The sequence below is a fragment of the Streptomyces sp. NPDC016640 genome (assembly GCF_043076215.1).
Classification (GTDB): Bacteria; Actinomycetota; Actinomycetes; order Streptomycetales; family Streptomycetaceae; genus Streptomyces.
Genome location: NZ_JBIBRG010000011.1, coordinates 259374 through 274814, shown reverse-complemented (window position 1 = coordinate 274814; position 15441 = coordinate 259374). Strand labels below are relative to the sequence as shown.

Here is a 15441-nt window from a genome sequence, read left to right as displayed (position 1 = left end):
CATCGCCAGCCTCGTCTCCGACCGCACCATCACCGCCTGACTACAGGCCACGATCAGGCCAAACACGCCTCACCCACTATCACGCACCAACTCGTAAAGCCGTGGAGCCGACCGCCCCAGCCGCAGACGTCTGAACCTCGGCATTGTCAGGCGATGCTGTCGAGACCGAGCTAGGCCAGCCGTGACCGGATGGCGCTGGGCTTTCGGCCGAACTGCTTCCCGAGGGTGTCGAAGTCTCGTTCGTCCTGCTGGTAGAGCGCAAGGAGGCGGGCGTCGTCCTCTGGTGACCAAGGGTGGCCCATCCTCGGAAAGCGAGCCCGTAGTTCTTCCGGCGTCTCACGCCTTCTGCCGGCATCACCCGCGGGACAGACGGACTCGATGATGTCGAGGGGGAACTCTCCGACGCGGATGCCTGTGAGCCAGAGGTTCAGGTGGTCGTCGTTGAACGTGATCCGGTCGGCCTGGATGGTCACTGCTCGCCGTAGGACGTCGCTGTCGTTCGGGTCCTGGTGGTAGTCGGTGAACGTCAGACGGAACGCTGTGCGCACGGTGGATTCCCCCATAGGGGCCATCCTGACTTGCTCGCTGGGCATGCGGTAGATCGTTTTTCGTCCCTGCCCGCTGCACGCAGCGCGCCGCTGGGCGGGGCCGCCGCTGGCGAAGACAGGGCGGTGGCCCCGCCGACAAGGCGGCGCGCGCCCGCGCCGTGCGCGGGCCTGGATGAAGTAGGGAAAGTCTTATCCCGCGGGGATGAGCTGCTTGCCGTCGTGGCTCCGTACGTGGGGGCCGTTGCCGTCCAAGGCGTCCAAGAGTCTGATCGCGTAGACCTCGGCCATGCGCTCGCTGACCTCGTCGGGTGTAAGCCAGGAAACGGCTGTCGACTCGCTCGATGTGCGCTCGGTGCCGCCGGAGGGCTTGCAGCGGAAGACCAGGGCCACGATGCCGCGGGTCGTGTTCTTGTAGACGCCGGTGAGTTCGTCCACCTTGACGTGGATGCCGGTCTCCTCCAGGACCTCGCGGGCTACTGCGGCGCACTCCTACACGTCGGTCTCGATTCCGGCCGCCGGGGACCAACCGGCACGCTCGTTCCGCTGGGGAACACAGCTCGACGTCCGGCCGGTGAAAGCTTTTGGGGACGGCTCCGACATCACCGAACAGGCCGTCGCCTCGTACGTCGCCAAGTACTCCACCAAGGCTGCCGAGAACACCGGCACCCTCGACCGCCGCATCGGGGAACTCGCCGAACTCGACCGTCACCGGGTCCCGGACCACACCCGACGGCTCATCACCGCATGCCGCGACCTGGACGGCCTGTACCCGGACCGCCGCCTCTGGGCCTGGGCGCACATGCTCGGCTTCCGCGGCCACTTCTCCTCGAAGTCCCGCCACTACTCCACCACCCTCGGCGCCCTCCGCCGGGCACGCGCCGACTACCGCGCCGCACAGGACGCCGGGGCCCTCGGCCTGGACGACCGTGAGCCGGAGACCGTCCTCGTCCTGGCGGACTGGCAGTACGCCGGACACGGCCACACTCCGGGTGAGTCCGCTCTGGCCGCCACCATCGCCCGGGACATCCGGCTCAACCGCGAGACCGCCCGCGAGGCTCTGGCCGCGCTGTCCGCCGACGAGAAGGAGTGGTGACCGTGGACCGCCTCCTCACCGTGGACCAGGTCGCCGAGCGTCTCGGTACGGGCGCCCGCTTCCCCCGCCGCCTCATCGAGGAACGCCGCATCACCTTCGTGAAGGTCGGCCGACACGTCCGCATCCCTGAGAGCGCCGTAAAGGCGTACGTGGACGCCCGCACGGTGGAACCGGTGAGGCTCCGTCGCTCCGGACTGCGGAGGGCTGCCTGATGGCCAACAAGAGGGGCAGGCGCCGGCGCTTCGGTGCGGTGCGGCAGTACCGGTCCGGCCGGTGGACGGCTTCGTACCTCGGGCCCGACGGTGAGCGCATCCGTGCGGACGAGACCTTCGCGACCAGGAAGGACGCCGAGATCTGGCTGTCCCAGGTCGAGGCGGACCTCAGCCGCGGGGACTGGCGCGCTCCTGATGCCGGGGCCGTCAACTTCGGCGTCTACGCCGAGAAGTGGGTCGAGGAACGGGAGCTGGCCGTCCGGACCGAGGATCTGTACCGGCACCTGCTCCGCCTGCACATCCTCCCGGCGTTCGGCGGGCTCGACCTGGACGAGATCACCGCTCCGCGCGTGCGTGAGTGGCGCGCCGAACGGCTCCGCGCCACCAAGGCCAAGACCACCGTCGCCAAGGCGTACCGCCTCCTCAAGGGCATCCTCGAGACGGCCGTCGACGACGACCTGATCACGCGCAACCCGTGCCGGATCAAGGGGGCGGGCAAGGAGTCGGCGGCGGAACGGCGCATCGCCACCGTCGCCCAGGTCGACGCGCTCGCCGACGCCATCGGCATCCGCTGGCGGCTCATGGTCTACCTCGGCGCCTACGGTCCGATGCGGCCGGAGGAACTGGCCGGCCTCCGCCGTCGGGACGTCGACGTCGACAACCTCGCGATCCGCGTGCGGGTCGCCGAGCCGGAGCGGACCAACGGCAGGCGGGCCCCCGGGCCGACCAAGTCCGACGCGGGTGCTCGCGTGGTCGTCCTCCCGCCCTTCCTTCGGAAGGAGGTGAAGCGGCACCTCGACTGGTTCGCCGAGAAGGGCACGGACGGGTTGGTCTTCGTGGGGGAGAAGGGCGCGGCCTTCCGGCGTACGACCTTCGGGCGGAAGTGGCGGCGGGCCCGTGAAGCCGCCGGTCTCCCGGACGGCTTCCGCTTCTACGACCTCCGCCACACCGGACACACCCTGTCGACCCGCTCGGGCGCCACCCTCCGGGACACGATGGTGCGCGCCGGCCAGTCCTCCGAGAAGGCGGCGCTGATCTATCAGCACTCCGACGAGGACCGGCAACGGGAGGTCGCCGCCGGACTGGACGACCTCGTGCGCACCGAACGTGCGAAGCACCACACCGACGATCGTGCGCACCACAGGGAAGAGCCGTCGGCGAGCTAATGGTGCGGTTGTGGTGCGGCACCCGCTCACCGGTCTGGACAACAAAGAACCCCCGGGTCACTGACCTGGGGGTTTTGCGTGGAGCGGGTGACGAGAATCGAACTCGCGCTCTCAGCTTGGGAAGCTGATGTTCTACCATTAAACTACACCCGCGTAAGATCCAGGCCCCGCGTCATCGGCGGTGTCCGGATGCCCGTTCACTCTACCCCATGCCAGGCCCCCGGTGTTCGCGCCCGAGGGGTCTGACGGCGTTTCAGGGGGTGGATGCGGCTGCGGCGGGAGGAAGTTGGGGCGTACGGTGAGGGGGTCGGGCGGGTGCCGGGGTGCCGCCTGGAGAGGCGTTCCTCTGATCCCGTAATGTGGCTTTTGTCGTCAGGCCAGTCAGCCAGACGCGGCTCCTGGGGAAGGGACTCTTGGACTTGATGGATCACACCGTCGTCCGCTGTGCCGATGGGCACGTGTTCACCGCCGCCTCGTTCCCGATGCAGCAGGCCGGGCGGCTCGGCCCCGGTCGGCTCGTGCGGTGTCCGCGCTGTGCGCGGCTTCGCAGTGTCGTACCGGTGACCCTTCAGAAGCGGTAGCGAGGGGCACGGGGGAGCGGAAGAGGGACAGAGGGCGTGGGCGCGTGGAGCGGCGCGATTGTGGCCGGTCCGCGCGCCTTGCGTATCCTCGGGGCGTGCTTCTCTCAGACAAGGACATCCGGGCCGAGATCGACGCCGGACGGGTGCGGATCGATCCCTACGACACCTCCATGGTGCAGCCGTCCAGCATCGACGTACGCCTCGACCGCTTCTTCCGGGTGTTCGAGAACCACCGTTACCCGCACATCGACCCGTCCGTCGAGCAGGCGGATCTGACCCGGCTCGTGGAGCCGGAGGGCGACGAACCGTTCATTCTGCATCCGGGTGAGTTCGTGCTGGCCAGCACGTACGAGGTCATCACGCTGCCCGACGATCTCGCCTCACGGCTCGAGGGCAAGAGCTCGCTGGGACGGCTCGGGCTCGTCACCCACTCCACCGCCGGGTTCATCGACCCCGGGTTCTCCGGGCACGTGACCCTGGAGCTCAGCAATCTGGCGACGCTGCCGATCAAGCTGTGGCCCGGGATGAAGATCGGGCAGCTGTGCATGTTCCGGCTCTCCTCGCCGGCCGAGCACCCGTACGGGAGCGAGCGGTACGGGTCGCGGTATCAGGGGCAGCGGGGGCCCACCGCCTCGCGCTCCTTCCTCAACTTCCACCGGACGCAGGTGTGAGCGGGGTGCGGGAGAACCTCGGTTACGAGCAGTTCGGGATGGCCGTGCGCGAGCTCGCCCAGGCCGTCGCCGACGACGGGTACGAGCCCGACGTGGTGCTGAGCATCGCGCGCGGCGGCGTCTTCGTTGCCGGCGGGCTCGCCTACGCCCTCGACTGCAAGAACATCCACCTGGTGAACGTCGAGTTCTACACCGGGGTGGGGACCACGCTCGAGATGCCGGTCATGCTGGCGCCGGTGCCCGACGTCATCGACTTCACCGACAAGAAGGTGCTGATCGCGGACGACGTCGCCGACACCGGCAAGACGCTCAAGCTCGTCCGCGACTTCTGCCTCGACGCCGTCGCCGAGGTGCGCAGCGCCGTCATCTACGAGAAGACGCAGTCGCTGGTGAAGTGCGAGTACGTGTGGAAGCGGACCGACGCGTGGATCAACTTCCCGTGGAGCGTCCTGCCTCCGGTGCGCAGGTCGGGGGAAGCGGTCCGGCCGAACAGGGAAGCACTCTGACGGGTGTGGAGGTCCCTTCGGCCTTCCCCGGGGTCCCGGGGGCCTGGGGGCCTGGGGGCCTGGGGGCCTGGGGAAGGACGAAGGACGTAGGACGCACGAGAACCCCCCCGGTGATCACCGGGGGGGGTTCTCGTGTCGGCGGGCGGTCCGCGGCAGGTCCTCTAGGCGGCGGCGTCCTCCACCGTCGGCCGGACGTCCAGGACGGCATCCATTCCGGTGAGCTCCAGGAGCCGCCGCAGCTGTCGTGTCGGCGCGGCCACGCGCAGGGGGGCCGACTGGTGGGTGAGGATCAGCAGATTCAGCAGCGCCGAGTCCGCGAAGCTGATGCCGGAGGCGTCCAGGATCACCTTCCGGTGGTTCCTGGCCGCGGTGTTCAGCGCCTCCGCGAGGGGCTTGACCGACTGCATGTCGTAGGAGCCGTGCGCGGCGACGACCGCGGCGTCGCGCCATTCGTACTGCGTCACCGTAGCCCCTTCCACAGCGTGCGCGTCGGCCTCGTCAAGCGCCCGTGCCGCGTCGGTGTCGCTCACGCGTCCGGGCGTGACGATCTCGTGCAAAGACACCCTCGGGTCCCTCCTGTGGTTCTCCCGGTGGGATCACGTCGGTTGTTACGTGAAAAGTATGTCAGGTATCTGGGTTCAGGCAACGGTGGTCCGTTAAAATGCGGAGCATGGTTGGAGTGCCTGAATCTCACATCGGATGGACGTTCGTCACCAACCACGCGCGCGTACTGGCGGCCATCGCCGACAACCCGAACGTCCGGATCCGTGACATCGCCGCCCGCTGTCGGCTCACGGAGCGTGCCGTCCAGCGGATCATCTCCGATCTCGAACAGGACGGCTACCTCTCCCACACCCGTGACGGACGCACGAACACGTATCGCATCGAGCCGGACAAGGTGCTGCGCCACCCGGCGGAGGCCGGCCTCTCCGTGGCCGCCCTGCTCTCCCTGCTCGTGCAGGACGAGACCGACCGTGCCCGGGAGCCGCTCGTGCAGTCGTCGCGCCTGATGGCCGCCACCGACGTGAGGTAGCGGCGCGCGGGGTGCCGGGCATGGTGCACGGGTCCGGCACGCGCGGGTGCGCGGCGGGCAAGGGGAAGGGGGCTCCCGGACCGGTCCGGGAGCCCCCTCCTCCGTGCGGCCGTGAGGTCAGAACGTGCCCAGTTTGACGATCGACAGCAGGGCGATCAGCTGGATCGCGGACGCGCCCAGGGCCTTCGGCCAGGGCAGGTCGTGGGAGCGGCTGACCATCACGGTGAGCAGGGCGCCGGCCGCCACCCAGGTGACCCAGCCGAGGATCTGCACGAAGGAGGCGTCGCCGCCGGCGAACATGGCGACGACCAGGCGGGGGGCGTCCGTGATGGACATGATCAGCATGGAGAGGCCGACCGTGGGCTGCCAGGCGCCGTCGCCGCCGAGCTGACGGGCGAGGGTGTGGGTGACCACGCCGAGGACGAAGGAGCTGAGCACCATCGCCACGGCCGTCATCAGGACGATCGGGACGGCGTTCGCCAGGGTGGCGCCGATCGCGTCCTCGCGGGCGGTGTCGAAGCCGAAGACGGCGAGCAGGCCGTAGAGGAAGGTGACGACGAGGGCGGGGCCCCACATCGTGTGGTCGCGCATCCGCAGGAACGTCGGGGAGGGGGACAGGACGATGCCCTTGAGCAGGTCCTTCCAGCGCAGGCGGGGGCCGGCCGGGCCGGCCGGCGGGGCCGCGCCGGCCCGGTAGGTGTCGCCCTGGTGGTAGGGGTCCTCGCCGATGGAGAAGGCCTGGGTATGGCCCGGGTTGTTGGCCGCGTACGGGTCGTGCGGGCCCTGGGCACCGTGGGTGCCGGGAGGGTACGCGCCGTCGCCGAAGTACTCGGGCTCGCCGTGACCGCCCGGGCCGCCGTTCGTGTGCGGCCATGGGCCACCGCCACCGCCACCGCCACCGCCGCCGCCGTACGACGGCTGTTGCGGGTACGGCTGCGGCGCCTGCGGGTAGCCGTATGACGGCCCCTGCGGCGTCTGCTGCCCGTGCGGGGGGTGTTGCGGTCGCGCGTGAGGAGCGCCGTTGTTGTTCCGGCCTCGTCCGATCCTGAATCCAGCCACGTCCTCGAACGTACCTGGTCCCGGACGGCCGCGTGCCGGGCCCCGGCTTCCGGGCCCGGCATTGCGGCCGAGCTGTGACATCCCCTAAGGGGACGTCAGCCCGGTCGTCCGTCCGGCGTAGGGGCCGGGGGCGGGCCGGTCCTCCGCAGGACGGAGACCGCGTCGGCCGAGGGTGCCGCCGTCCTTGTCGCCGGCCGCGTCCTCGTAGGGGGCGGAGACGGCGACGTCGTCGTAGCCGTCGCCGTTGAAGTCGGCGCAGGCGTGGTCGTAGCCGAAGGAGTCGTCGGTCTCGGCGGTGCCCGGGACGCCGCCGCTGTTCTGGCTGAGGGTGTGGCGCCGGGCGGAGGACACGCCGGTGGACGTGCCGTACAGGACGACGAACTGTCCGGCCCGGGCCCTGCCGGAGACGTGGGCGCCCGTGACCGAGGAGGCGATGTCGCCCCGGCCGTCGCCGTTGAAGTCGGCCTGGGGGACGTGCGTGGAGTCGGCGGCCGTGGCGGGCGCGGTGACGAGCAGACCACCCGTCAGCGCGGCGGCGGTGGCCGTCGCGAGGGCGGGTCGCAGCTGTCGGTGCATGCGGGATCTCCTGCGGCATGCGAGGGGATGCCCGGCGGGCATCCGGAGTCGATGAGATGCCGGGCCGTCCGGGTTCACCGGGAGTTGTGCCGTGGTTCACCGGACGGTCGGCGATCATGAGACCCGCGGCGGGGCGGGAGGGTTGTACGTGAGTTCGAGGAAGTCGCGGGGCAGGGGGCGGCCGGCGGCCGCCGCGCTCAGTCGGCCGGCTGTCCCGGGAGGAACGGCCGTGTACCCAGGCCCAGTCGCGTGGGCGTGAGCGGGAACGGACCGGAGCCGGAGGGGCCGGGGGAGGTGCCGGGCAGCAGGTGCGGGCGTCCGGCTTCGTGGGCCGTGGCGACGAGTTCGGCGCGGCCGTCGTGGCCGAAGCCCGGCATCGGGACCGAGGTGCCGAGCCAGGCGCCGTCCTCCTCGGCGGGGTCGCCCCCGACGCCGGCGGTGCCGTAGTCGTACCGGCGGGCGCCCTTGCCGGTGGGGCCGCCGGAACCGTCGCGCAGCACGTTGGCCGCGCCCGTGCGGAACGGGTTCGGCCCGGTCACCTCGCCGGGGACGCCGACCGCCAGGTCGCCGTAGCCGTTCCCTGCGGGAACACGGCGGAGGGGCCGCCCTGTCGGACGGCCCCTCGCGCACCGGGTGGTGTTACTTCACCGGCTCGGGTTCCGGAGCGTTCTCGCTCTCCGCCTCGCCCGCCGGGTCGAGCGGGGTCTTGACGGACTGCAGCAGCAACTGGGCGACGTCGACGACCTGGACGGACTCCTTGGCCTTGCCCTCGTTCTTCTTGCCGTTGACCGAGTCGGTCAGCATGACCAGGCAGAACGGGCAGGCGGTGGAGACGATGTCCGGGTTCAACGCCAGGGCCTCGTCGACGCGCTCGTTGTTGATGCGCTTGCCGATCCGCTCCTCCATCCACATCCGGGCGCCGCCGGCGCCGCAGCAGAAGCCGCGCTCCTTGTGGCGGTGCATCTCCTCGTTGCGCAGGCCAGGGACCTTGCCGATGATCTCGCGCGGGGGCGTGTAGATCTTGTTGTGGCGGCCCAGGTAGCACGGGTCGTGGTAGGTGATGAGGCCCTCGACCGGGGTGACCGGGATCAGCCTGCCCTCGTCGACCAGGTGCTGGAGCAGCTGGGTGTGGTGGATGACCTCGTAGTCGCCGCCGAGCTGCGGGTACTCGTTGCCGAGGGTGTTGAGGCAGTGCGGGCAGGTGGCGACGATCTTCTTGGCCGTCTTGGGCTTCCTGGTCGACTCGTCCTCGTCGTCCTCGCCGAACGCCATGTTCAGCGCCGCGACGTTCTCCATGCCGAGTTCCTGGAACAGCGGCTCGTTGCCGAGGCGGCGGGCGGAGTCACCGGTGCACTTCTCGTCGCCGCCCATGATGGCGAACGTGACGCCCGCGATGTGCAGCAGCTCGGCGAAGGCCTTGGTGGTCTTCTTGGCGCGGTCCTCCAGGGCGCCGGCGCAGCCGACCCAGTACAGGTACTCGACCTCGGAGAGGTCCTCGATGTCCCTGCCGACGACCGGGACCTCGAAGTCGACCTCCTTGGTCCACTCCAGGCGCTGCTTCTTGGCCAGGCCCCAGGGGTTGCCCTTCTTCTCCAGGTTCTTGAGCATCGTGCCCGCCTCGGACGGGAACGCGGACTCGATCATCACCTGGTAGCGGCGCATGTCGACGATGTGGTCGACGTGCTCGATGTCGACCGGGCACTGCTCGACGCAGGCGCCGCAGGTGGTGCAGGACCACAGCACGTCCGGGTCGATGACGCCGTTCTCCTCGGCGGTGCCGATCAGCGGGCGCCCGGCCTCGGCCAGCGCCGCCGCGGGCACGCCCGCCAGCTGCTCCTCGCTCGCCTTCTCCTCGCCCTCCATGGTCTTGCCGCCGCCGGCCAGCAGGTAGGGGGCCTTGGCGTGCGCGTGGTCGCGCAGCGACATGATCAGGAGCTTGGGGGAGAGCGGCTTGCCGGTGTTCCAGGCGGGGCACTGCGACTGGCAGCGGCCGCACTCGGTGCAGGTGGAGAAGTCCAGCAGGCCCTTCCAGGAGAACTGCTCGACCTGGGAGACGCCGAAGACGTCGTCGTCACCGGGGTCGGTGAAGTCGATCGGCCTGCCGCCCGACGTCATGGGCTGCAGGGCGCCGAGTGCGGTGGAGCCGTCCGCGTTGCGCTTGAACCAGATGTTGGGGAAGGCCAGGAAGCGGTGCCAGGCCACACCCATGTCGATGTTGAGCGACACCGTGATCATCCAGATGAACGAGGTGCCGATCTTGATCATCGCGACCAGGTAGACCAGGTTCTGCAGCACGCCGACCGACAGGCCCTCGAACGCCAGGACCAGCGGGTAGGAGGCGAAGTACGCCGCCTCGTAGTGGTCCACGTGGTGCAGTGCGCCCTCCAGGCCGCGCAGCACGTAGATCGCGAGGCCGATGGTGAGGATGACGTACTCGACGAAGTACGCCTGCCAGGCGGTGGAGCCCGCGAAGCGGGACTTGCGGCCGGCCCGGGAGGGCAGGCTGAGCAGGCGGATCACCATCAGGACGGCGATGCCGAGGATGGTCATCAGGCCGATGAACTCGATGTACAGCTCGAACGGCAGGAAGCCGCCGACGACCGGCAGTACCCAGTCCGCCTCGAAGAGCTGGCCGTAGGCCTGGGCGAGGGTCGGCGGCAGGGTCAGGAAGCCGACGGCCACGAACCAGTGGGCGAAGCCGACGATGCCCCAGCGGTTCATGCGCGTGTGGCCGAGGAACTCGCGCACCAGGGTCACACTGCGCTGGTAGGGGTTGTCGGTCCGGGTCCCGGCCGGGACCGGCTGGCCCAGCTTGAAGTACCGGACGAACTGGCCGATCGCGCGTGCGAGCAGCGCGACGCCGACCACGGTCAGGACCAGCGACACGATGATCGCGGCGAGTTGCATGGGGGCTCCTCGGGCCTGCGAGGGGTTTCGTCGGGGGTGCCACTACGGCTTCCCCAGATTACTAAGCGGTAACTTATGTGGTCCGTCTGAGACTACCCCCATCTCCAGCCGCACTGTAGCCGGGTGCGGGGTGATCTGAGTCGCTGAGGGTTGCCTGAAGTGGCACCCGAGATCAGATCGTGTTATTCACGTCCAATCGGCACATACGCACCTAACTTATATCTCGTGCTCTATGGGATCGCCGCCACCGTCGCCGCCCTGCTCCTCGCCGCCCTCCTGACCGCGCTGCTGCGGGCCCCCGCCCGGCGCCTGGGCCTGCTGGACCGCAGGCGCCGGCGTCCCGTTCCGCTGTCCGGGGGAGCGGCCGTGATGTCGGTGACCGGGCTGATCGCGGGCGGCGGGGACGCGCTGGGCCTGGTGTCCCTCGGTACCGGTGTGGGGGCGCTGCTCACCGCCGGGGCCTGTGTCGGCGTGCTGGGCCTCGCCGTCGACGCCTGGCGGCTGCGGTGGTGGGTCCCGCTCGCCGGTACGACGGTGGCGGCGGTGCTCGTCGTGCCCTACGAGGCGACCGGGGGGCCGGGCGGGCTGCTCGCCGCGGGGTGGATCGCGGCGGTCGCCGCCGCTTTCCGGGGGCTCGACCACGCCGACGGGGTGGCCGGCGCCGTGGGGACGGTGACCGCCTTCGGGGTGGCGGCCTGCGCGGCGGCCGAGCTGATGGACGGGATCGCGGCGCTGCTGAGCGTGCTGGCCGCCGCGCTCGCCGGGTTCCTGCTGCACAACTGGCATCCCGCGCGGGCGGCCCTCGGGGCGGGCGGCTCGCTGTTCACGGGGTTCCTGATCGCCTCGGCGGCCGTGTTCACCCGGGCCGGGCAGGGAATGGGCACCGGTGCCGGGGTGCTGTTCGCGCTGACCGCCGTGGCGTGCACCGACGCCGTGATGGTGGTCCTCGCGCGGCGGCTGGCCCGGTTCCCCCTGACGCGCGGGCGGCCGGACCACCTCGGGCACCGGATGCGGCGGCTCGGCCTCGCTCCCCGCGCGGTGGCCGTGCTGATCGGCACCGGGGCGCTCGGCGGGGTGCTGGTGGGCGTGTGCGTCCACACCGGGCGGGCGTCCGGGGACGCGGTGCTGTGGGTGGCGGCGGTGGCCGTGATGGTCGTCCTCGCGTTGGTACGTCTTCCCACCACCCCTGTTTTTCGCCCTCGTCAACGATCTTCCACTGCATCGACGCAGGTCACCGAGCACTTGCGCATAAGGGGCGGATAAGAGTTGAGTCCGATCGACTCAGCTCTGTTGACCCTGCGCCGGGCGTCATGCATGCTTGAGTCCGTTCCACTCAAGTCAGCTGGAGGAATCGACATGGCACGTGCGGTCGGCATCGACCTGGGCACGACTAACTCCGTCGTCAGCGTTCTGGAGGGCGGCGAGCCCACCGTCATCACCAACGCCGAGGGCGCCAGGACCACGCCTTCCGTCGTCGCCTTCGCCAAGAACGGTGAGGTGCTGGTCGGCGAGGTGGCCAAGCGCCAGGCCGTGACCAACGTCGACAGGACCATCCGGTCGGTCAAGCGTCACATGGGCACCGACTGGAAGATCGAGCTCGACGGGAAGCCCTTCAACCCGCAGCAGATCAGCGCCTTCGTGCTGCAGAAGCTGAAGCGCGACGCCGAGGCCTACCTGGGCGAGAAGGTGACCGACGCGGTCATCACCGTCCCGGCGTACTTCAACGACGCCGAGCGCCAGGCGACCAAGGAGGCCGGCGAGATCGCCGGTCTGAACGTGCTGCGCATCGTCAACGAGCCGACGGCCGCCGCCCTGGCGTACGGCCTCGACAAGGACGACCAGACCATCCTCGTCTTCGACCTCGGTGGCGGTACCTTCGACGTCTCCCTGCTGGAGATCGGCGACGGTGTCGTCGAGGTGAAGGCCACCAACGGTGACAACCACCTCGGTGGTGACGACTGGGACCAGCGCGTCGTCGACTACCTGGTCAAGCAGTTCCAGTCCGGGCACGGCGTGGACCTGTCCAAGGACAAGATGGCGCTGCAGCGTCTGCGCGAGGCCGCCGAGAAGGCGAAGATCGAGCTGTCCTCGTCCACCGAGACCTCGATCAACCTCCCCTACATCACCGCCTCCGCCGAGGGCCCCCTGCACCTCGACGAGAAGCTGACCCGCGCCCAGTTCCAGCAGCTGACCGCGGATCTGCTGGAGCGCTGCAAGACGCCGTTCCACAACGTCATCAAGGACGCCGGCATCTCCGTCAACGAGATCGACCACGTCGTCCTCGTCGGCGGTTCCACCCGCATGCCCGCCGTCGCCGAGCTCGTCAAGGGGCTGACCGGCGGCAAGGAGGCCAACAAGGGTGTGAACCCGGACGAGGTCGTCGCCATCGGCGCCTCGCTCCAGGCCGGTGTCCTCAAGGGCGAGGTCAAGGACGTCCTGCTGCTCGACGTCACCCCGCTGTCCCTCGGCATCGAGACCAAGGGCGGCATCATGACCAAGCTGATCGAGCGCAACACCACGATCCCGACCAAGCGCTCGGAGATCTTCACCACGGCCGAGGACAACCAGCCGTCGGTGCAGATCCAGGTCTACCAGGGCGAGCGCGAGATCGCGGCGTACAACAAGAAGCTCGGCATGTTCGAGCTGACCGGTCTGCCCCCGGCGCCGCGCGGCGTCCCGCAGATCGAGGTCTCCTTCGACATCGACGCCAACGGCATCATGCACGTCACGGCGAAGGACCTCGGCACCGGCAAGGAGCAGAAGATGACCGTCACCGGCGGCTCCTCGCTGCCGAAGGACGAGGTCGACCGGATGCGGCAGGAGGCCGAGAAGTACGCCGAGGAGGACCACGCCCGCCGCGAGGCCGCCGAGGCCCGCAACCAGGGCGAGCAGCTCGTCTACCAGACGGAGAAGTTCCTCGCGGACAACACGGACAAGGTCCCCGGTGAGGTCAGGACCGAGGTCGAGACCGCCGTCGCCGAGCTGAAGGAGAAGCTCAAGGGCGAGGACACCGCCGAGATCCGCACCGCCACGGAGAAGGTCGCCGCCGTCTCCCAGAAGCTGGGCCAGGCCATGTACGCCGACGCCCAGGGCGCCCAGGCGGCCGGCGGCGCGTCCGCGGACGCCGGCGAGGCCAGGGCCGACGACGACGTCGTCGACGCCGAGATCGTCGACGAGGACCGTAAGGACGGTGCGGCGTGACCGAGGAGACCCCGGGCTTCGACGAGCAGTCGCAGCAGCCCGACGTCCCCTCCGACGACACCGAGCCGAAGGCCGCCCCCACCCCCTCCGCGGAGGAGGGGGCGGCCCCGGCCGGGGACGCGGGCCAGAACGCGGCGCTGGTGGCCCAGCTGGACCAGGCCCGCACGGCGCTCGGCGAGCGCACGGCGGACCTGCAGCGCCTCCAGGCCGAGTTCCAGAACTACCGCCGCCGGGTCGAGCGCGACCGCATCGCGGTCAAGGAGATCGCCGTCGCGAACCTCCTGACCGAGCTGCTGCCCGTGCTCGACGACGTCGGCCGCGCACGGGAGCACGGCGAACTGGTCGGCGGCTTCAAGTCCGTCGCGGAATCCCTGGAAACGATCATCGCCAAGATGGGCCTCCAGCAGTTCGGCAAGGAGGGCGAGCCCTTCGACCCGACGATCCACGAGGCCCTGATGCACAGCTACGCGCCGGACGTCACCGAGACGACGTGCGTGGCGATCCTGCAGCCCGGGTACCGCATCGGCGAGCGCACCATCCGCCCCGCGCGGGTGGCCGTCGCCGAGCCGCAGCCGGGCGCGCAGACGGTCAAGCCGGCCGAGGAGAGCACCGAGGCCGAGGACGAGCCGGCGGAGACCAAGGAGAGCGGTGGCCCGGAGGAGGGCTGACGTCGACACTCACGCAGGGAAGGAGGGGCGTCGGGGATGAGCACCAAGGACTTCATCGAGAAGGACTACTACAAGGTCCTCGGCGTCCCCAAGGACGCCACCGAGGCCGAGATCAAGAAGGCGTACCGCAAGCTCGCCCGCGAGTTCCACCCGGACGCCAACAAGGGCAACGTCAAGGCGGAGGAGCGGTTCAAGGAGATCTCCGAGGCGAACGACATCCTCGGCGACCCCAAGAAGCGCAAGGAGTACGACGAGGCGCGCGCGCTCTTCGGCAACGGCGGCTTCCGTCCGGGGCCCGGCGCGGGCGGCGGCTCCTTCAACTTCGACCTGGGCGACCTCTTCGGGGGGCAGCCCGGCGGGCAGGCGGGCGGCGGCTTCGGCGGCGGCCTCGGTGACGTCTTCGGGGGCCTGTTCAACCGCGGCGGCGCGGGCGGCACCACGCGTACCCAGCCCCGGCGCGGCCAGGACATCGAGTCCGAGGTGACGCTCAGCTTCACCGAGGCGATCGAGGGCGCGACCGTCCCGCTGCGGATGTCGTCACAGGCGGCGTGCAAGGCCTGTTCGGGCACCGGCGACAAGAACGGCACACCGCGCGTGTGCCCGACCTGCGTCGGCACCGGCCAGGTGGCGCGGGGCTCCGGTGGCGGCTTCTCGCTCACCGACCCCTGCCCCGACTGCAAGGGCCGCGGTCTGATCGCGGAGGAGCCCTGCGACATCTGCAAGGGCAGCGGCCGGGCCAAGTCCTCGCGGACGATGCAGGTGCGCATCCCCGCGGGGGTGAGCGACGGCCAGCGGATCCGGCTGCGCGGCAAGGGCGCGCCGGGCGAGCGCGGCGGTCCGGCCGGCGATCTGTACGTCGTCGTGCACGTCGGCACCCACCCGGTGTTCGGCCGCAAGGACGACAACCTCACCGTCACCGTCCCGGTCACGTACCCCGAGGCGGCGCTCGGCGGCGAGGTGCGGGTCCCGACGCTCGGCGGTCCGCCGGTCACGCTGAAGCTGCCGCCGGGCACGCCCAACGGCCTCACCATGCGCGCCCGGGGCAAGGGCGCGGTCCGCAAGGACGGCACCCGCGGCGATCTGCTGGTCACCGTGGAGGTGAGTGTTCCCAAGGACCTGTCGGGGAAGGCTCGTGACGCGCTGGAGGCGTATCGCGAGGCGACCGCGGACGAGGATCCGCGGGCGGATCTGTTCCAGGCCGCGAAGGGAGCTTGATTTCA

General features: G+C 70.2%; 14 protein-coding genes, 1 tRNA gene and 3 pseudogenes. 10 read left to right on the top strand and 8 right to left on the bottom strand.

What is annotated here, in order from left to right; translation table 11 throughout:
• Positions 1-170 precede the first annotated feature (170 nt).
• Both ACF07S_RS23455 and ACF07S_RS23450 read right to left on the bottom strand, forming a co-directional pair.
• Positions 171-593, bottom strand: coding sequence for a hypothetical protein (locus ACF07S_RS23455; protein ID WP_391975009.1), 423 nt, complete (start codon positions 591-593; stop codon positions 171-173).
• 144 nt (positions 594-737) lie between these two features.
• Positions 738-1031, bottom strand: a pseudogene (locus ACF07S_RS23450) (NUDIX hydrolase); the annotation flags it as partial.
• Here ACF07S_RS23450 and repSA point away from each other — a divergent pair.
• From repSA to ACF07S_RS23435, 3 genes and pseudogenes are all read left to right on the top strand, one after another.
• Positions 1018-1641: pseudogene (gene repSA, locus ACF07S_RS23445) on the top strand (replication initiator protein RepSA); the annotation flags it as partial. The pseudogenes ACF07S_RS23450 and repSA sit on opposite strands and share 14 nt — an antisense overlap.
• Positions 1635-1853: an excisionase family DNA-binding protein gene (locus ACF07S_RS23440; protein ID WP_391975008.1), complete on the top strand. Its 219-nt coding sequence runs from the start codon at positions 1635-1637 to the stop codon at positions 1851-1853. The pseudogene repSA and the gene ACF07S_RS23440, both read left to right, overlap by 7 nt.
• A complete protein-coding gene (locus ACF07S_RS23435; protein ID WP_391975007.1) occupies positions 1853-3019 on the top strand; it encodes a tyrosine-type recombinase/integrase in 1167 nt (388 codons plus the stop codon). Before ACF07S_RS23440 ends, ACF07S_RS23435 begins: the two co-directional genes overlap by 1 nt.
• A 79-nt stretch (positions 3020-3098) precedes the next feature.
• Here ACF07S_RS23435 and ACF07S_RS23430 read toward each other — a convergent pair.
• Positions 3099-3172 (bottom strand) — tRNA-Gly (locus ACF07S_RS23430).
• Positions 3173-3695: 523 nt separating this feature from the next.
• On the opposite strand from ACF07S_RS23430, the gene dcd reads away from it, so the two are divergent.
• Both dcd and ACF07S_RS23420 read left to right on the top strand, forming a co-directional pair.
• Positions 3696-4271 carry a dCTP deaminase gene (dcd, locus tag ACF07S_RS23425; protein ID WP_391962797.1) on the top strand — a complete coding sequence of 192 codons (576 nt, stop codon included), beginning with the start codon at positions 3696-3698 and terminating at the stop codon, positions 4269-4271.
• Entirely contained in the window at positions 4268-4777 is a 510-nt protein-coding gene (locus ACF07S_RS23420; RefSeq protein WP_391975006.1) for a phosphoribosyltransferase, read from the top strand. The genes dcd and ACF07S_RS23420 overlap by 4 nt, the downstream gene beginning before the upstream one ends.
• A 161-nt stretch (positions 4778-4938) precedes the next feature.
• Here the strand turns inward: ACF07S_RS23420 and ACF07S_RS23415 are convergent, their stop codons facing one another.
• Positions 4939-5241, bottom strand: coding sequence for an STAS domain-containing protein (locus tag ACF07S_RS23415; protein ID WP_391962799.1), 303 nt, complete (start codon positions 5239-5241; stop codon positions 4939-4941).
• 206 nt (positions 5242-5447) lie between these two features.
• Between ACF07S_RS23415 and ACF07S_RS23410 the strand changes: the two genes are divergently transcribed.
• Positions 5448-5810 carry a helix-turn-helix transcriptional regulator gene (locus ACF07S_RS23410; protein WP_391962800.1) on the top strand — a complete coding sequence of 121 codons (363 nt, stop codon included), beginning with the start codon at positions 5448-5450 and terminating at the stop codon, positions 5808-5810.
• 117 nt (positions 5811-5927) lie between these two features.
• On the opposite strand, the gene ACF07S_RS23405 is transcribed toward ACF07S_RS23410, so the two are convergent.
• From ACF07S_RS23405 to ACF07S_RS23390, 4 genes and pseudogenes are all read right to left on the bottom strand, one after another.
• The gene (locus ACF07S_RS23405; protein WP_391975005.1) at positions 5928-6950 is read right to left on the bottom strand and encodes a Yip1 family protein; all 1023 of its coding nucleotides are present in this window, start codon (positions 6948-6950) and stop codon (positions 5928-5930) included.
• An 87-nt stretch (positions 6951-7037) separates the two neighbouring features.
• Positions 7038-7445, bottom strand: a pseudogene (locus tag ACF07S_RS23400) (FG-GAP repeat protein); the annotation flags it as partial.
• A gap of 197 nt (positions 7446-7642) precedes the next feature.
• Entirely contained in the window at positions 7643-7984 is a 342-nt protein-coding gene (locus ACF07S_RS23395; RefSeq protein WP_391962802.1) for a hypothetical protein, read from the bottom strand.
• A gap of 100 nt (positions 7985-8084) precedes the next feature.
• Positions 8085-10352, bottom strand: coding sequence for a (Fe-S)-binding protein (locus tag ACF07S_RS23390; RefSeq protein WP_391975004.1), 2268 nt, complete (start codon positions 10350-10352; stop codon positions 8085-8087).
• 225 nt (positions 10353-10577) lie between these two features.
• Between ACF07S_RS23390 and ACF07S_RS23385 the strand changes: the two genes are divergently transcribed.
• From ACF07S_RS23385 to dnaJ, 4 genes are all read left to right on the top strand, one after another.
• A complete protein-coding gene (locus ACF07S_RS23385) occupies positions 10578-11615 on the top strand; it encodes an undecaprenyl/decaprenyl-phosphate alpha-N-acetylglucosaminyl 1-phosphate transferase (RefSeq protein WP_391962804.1) in 1038 nt (345 codons plus the stop codon).
• Between the two features lie 93 nt (positions 11616-11708).
• Positions 11709-13553, top strand: coding sequence for a molecular chaperone DnaK (gene dnaK, locus ACF07S_RS23380; RefSeq protein WP_391962805.1), 1845 nt, complete (start codon positions 11709-11711; stop codon positions 13551-13553).
• Positions 13550-14221, top strand: a complete 672-nt coding sequence (grpE, locus tag ACF07S_RS23375; protein ID WP_391962806.1) for a nucleotide exchange factor GrpE — start codon at positions 13550-13552, stop codon at positions 14219-14221. Before dnaK ends, grpE begins: the two co-directional genes overlap by 4 nt.
• A 36-nt stretch (positions 14222-14257) precedes the next feature.
• Positions 14258-15436 carry a molecular chaperone DnaJ gene (gene dnaJ / locus ACF07S_RS23370; RefSeq protein ID WP_391962807.1) on the top strand — a complete coding sequence of 393 codons (1179 nt, stop codon included), beginning with the start codon at positions 14258-14260 and terminating at the stop codon, positions 15434-15436.
• The last annotated feature ends 5 nt before the right edge of the window (positions 15437-15441 follow it).

Excerpts from the sequence above, each read along its gene's own strand:
- dnaK (WP_391962805.1), top strand. The coding sequence starts at position 11,709 with ATGGCACGTGCGGTCGGCATCGACCTGGGCACGACTAACTCCGTCGTC.
- ACF07S_RS23455 (WP_391975009.1), bottom strand. The coding sequence starts at position 593 with ATGCCCAGCGAGCAAGTCAGGATGGCCCCTATGGGGGAATCCACCGTG.
- ACF07S_RS23410 (WP_391962800.1), top strand. The coding sequence starts at position 5,448 with ATGGTTGGAGTGCCTGAATCTCACATCGGATGGACGTTCGTCACCAAC.
- ACF07S_RS23435 (WP_391975007.1), top strand. The coding sequence starts at position 1,853 with ATGGCCAACAAGAGGGGCAGGCGCCGGCGCTTCGGTGCGGTGCGGCAG.
- dnaJ (WP_391962807.1), top strand. The coding sequence starts at position 14,258 with ATGAGCACCAAGGACTTCATCGAGAAGGACTACTACAAGGTCCTCGGC.
- ACF07S_RS23390 (WP_391975004.1), bottom strand. The coding sequence starts at position 10,352 with ATGCAACTCGCCGCGATCATCGTGTCGCTGGTCCTGACCGTGGTCGGC.
- ACF07S_RS23405 (WP_391975005.1), bottom strand. The coding sequence starts at position 6,950 with ATGTCACAGCTCGGCCGCAATGCCGGGCCCGGAAGCCGGGGCCCGGCA.